The 2,491-nt window shown below is 43.7% G+C and carries 3 protein-coding genes; all 3 read left to right on the top strand.

Annotated features, from left to right (window positions below):
- Positions 1-17 precede the first annotated feature (17 nt).
- The 3 genes from QZZ35_RS11020 to QZZ35_RS11010 are packed head-to-tail and all read left to right on the top strand — an operon-like array spanning position 18 to position 2,297.
- Positions 18-1,133, top strand: coding sequence for a metallophosphoesterase (locus QZZ35_RS11020; RefSeq protein WP_291237448.1), 1,116 nt, complete (start codon positions 18-20; stop codon positions 1,131-1,133).
- The gene (locus QZZ35_RS11015; RefSeq protein WP_291237447.1) at positions 1,130-1,639 is read left to right on the top strand and encodes a hypothetical protein; all 510 of its coding nucleotides are present in this window, start codon (positions 1,130-1,132) and stop codon (positions 1,637-1,639) included. Before QZZ35_RS11020 ends, QZZ35_RS11015 begins: the two co-directional genes overlap by 4 nt.
- Complete coding sequence (locus QZZ35_RS11010) at positions 1,629-2,297, top strand: CPBP family intramembrane glutamic endopeptidase (protein WP_291237446.1); 669 nt, start codon at positions 1,629-1,631, stop codon at positions 2,295-2,297. The genes QZZ35_RS11015 and QZZ35_RS11010 overlap by 11 nt, the downstream gene beginning before the upstream one ends.
- Positions 2,298-2,491 lie beyond the last annotated feature (194 nt).

Below are 2,491 nucleotides of genomic sequence, written 5' to 3'. Positions count from 1 at the left end.
GGTAAGACGATAAAAACATGATGTGGATTTTAATGATAGCAGCACTTGCGGCAATGTCCGTGTTAACCATTCTGCAGACACCGAGAGAATGGTTCGGAAATAGGCTAACACGCGTTTTGGTAATTGTTTTTCATACGATCGGAATTGCAAGCATCTTACTGATTCTGTTTGCCGTTTACCGCATGAAAGACGGTGTTCTGCGGGAAATCATCATATGGACGGAGACCTTCTATTTTACCGTGTCGGCATTTGCCTTGCTTCTGTCTGTGGTACGGTATTTCGGTTTTGAACTTGCGCGTCATTTTAAACACAGAAAAATACTGAAAATTCTGAGCAGTCAAACCGCATTTTTTCTTGCCGCGATTCTGATTTCCGCTGTATACATGATACCATCTGTGTATAATGCCACAACCTTGAGAACCGTTACATACGATATCCAACTTGAAAAAAGCTGTGCAGATGACAGCCTCTCCATTGCCGTTATTTCGGATTTCCATGTCGGTGCGGGTGCGCGGCACAGCGAAATGGATCAGATGGTGCAATTGGTGCAGGCAGCAAAGCCGGATGTCATTTTAATTGACGGTGATATCTGTGATTCTTCATCCTCCGTATCCGACATGGAGTATATGGAAAAAGCTCTGAAAAAACTGGATTGCCGATACGGTATATTTTATGCAGAAGGAAATCACGAGAAAGAGTGCAGGTTTGATCCGGAGCCGTATTTGCGGCGGGCAGACGTGACGATTCTCAAGGACTGCGGCGTGATGCTTGAAAACGGCGTTAATATCGTCGGGCGCCGCAATGCGCTTAAGGTCGGCGTTAAACAGATTATGAAGGATTGCGGACTTGACACGGAGGCTCCGACGATTGTCCTCCAACATCGTACAAAAGGGCTCAGCCGGCTGGAGGGCGTTGCGGATCTTGCAATATGCGGGCACACTCACGGTTATGCATTTCCTTTTATGGGGCTTTTAATGCCGTATCAGCGGGATATTTCATTCGGACATCGGATGTACGGCGAAACCCACGCGATTGTTTCTGCCGGCGTTGCCGAGTGGGGATACCGTACCAAGTGGCCGTCGCAAAGCGATGTCACCGTGATAAACATAATCTTCCGGGAGGCAGAGCAATGACATTCCGAACTTATACGAAAAAGGGTGTGTTCTTTCATGCCGTCTATATTGCCATTCTGACGGTCTCCGGCATTCTGGCGGTATACAGTGCGGTGTTTGGCGCATTGCATATCAGCTGTAAAGAAGATAAGATTGCACTCGGCTTTACCGTTTTCTTTGCTTTGCTGATCATTTCCGTTGACTTCTTTGAATGCAGAGCAATGGGTGCAAGGATATATACAAATGCTGAAGGAATCGGCGTCAGACGATTCGGAAAAACAAAGGTTTTTATAAAATGGAGCGAAATCAAGGAAGTCGGCACAGGAAACATTCCTACGCCGTTTGGAAGCAAGCAACGGATCTATTTTTGCGACAGAGTACTTGATGAGAAAGAAAAATCCGATTTGATCATATTAAAATATCATACGGTTCATTTTTCTTATATTCCGAAAGAGTGTTGCGAAAAAATAAGTGAGCTGCTGCCCGTTCCGATGACAGAGGAGATGAAAGAAAAGTATGTCAGATAAAGTGAGGAAGGAAAAGATCAGCGACGCACGGATTTTCTACATTGGGTTGATTGCCGCGGTAGCGGTGGTGCAGATCGTTTTGAAGGTGTTCACAACGCTCGTGCCGGATGTGCAAAGCCAGGTCTTATCTCGCATTACAGAGGGAATCATGCTGATTTTTGCAGTGATGTTTGCTCTGCGAACAACCTTTGTTCAGCCGTGGTTTGGGTTAAAAATCGAAAAATCGAATGTCAGAAGAACGGTTTTGACCTGTATTTTGATTGCGGTGGGAATTATTGTTCTTTTTATCGCCGCAAGACTTGTGCTTCAGCATTTTTCGGAAGAAGTCGCCGAACGTCCCTTCTTTCGGGCGTATCTGAATATCAAACATCGCAGGTATTATTTGATTTCTGTTTTATTGCAGGAGATTTTGGCAAAAGGCGTTTTGCAGCACGGAGTTGAAAAAAACCTGCCCGACGACAAATGGTATATCGCATTGCCGATAACGGCACTTGTGTTCGGAATGCTTCATATCTATCATTCTATCTACTACATTCTCGGGGCAATTGGGCTTGCATTGGCTTCCGGCGTGTTATATCACAGACAGAAGAATGTATGGTCAAGCTTTGTGTTGCATTTTTTGATCGCATTTCTTCCAAGATGCTTCGGACTGAAATAAATTTGATTCTTTGAACTTTGTTTTTGATTTTTTGAACAGGCGATGTTTTGTAAATTGTGAAATATGTTATTTTGACAATTGCAAAACTGGCGGCGACAACACTTTTGTTGCACTTTGTTTTGTACAATATATTATAAATCAAAAAACAGCTGGAAAGTAATAGTCAAAAAATAAGGTAATTAAATGCTATTTTA

The sequence above is a fragment of the Frisingicoccus sp. genome (assembly GCA_016298055.1).
Classification (GTDB): Bacteria; Bacillota; Clostridia; order Lachnospirales; family Lachnospiraceae; genus Frisingicoccus.
Note: the sequence above shows the minus strand (reverse complement) of the source record. Positions and strands in the feature narration are given on the sequence as shown.

Coding starts and splice junctions, on each gene's coding strand:
- QZZ35_RS11020 (WP_291237448.1), top strand. CDS start 18: ATGATGTGGATTTTAATGATAGCAGCACTTGCGGCAATGTCCGTGTTA.
- QZZ35_RS11015 (WP_291237447.1), top strand. CDS start 1,130: ATGACATTCCGAACTTATACGAAAAAGGGTGTGTTCTTTCATGCCGTC.
- QZZ35_RS11010 (WP_291237446.1), top strand. CDS start 1,629: ATGTCAGATAAAGTGAGGAAGGAAAAGATCAGCGACGCACGGATTTTC.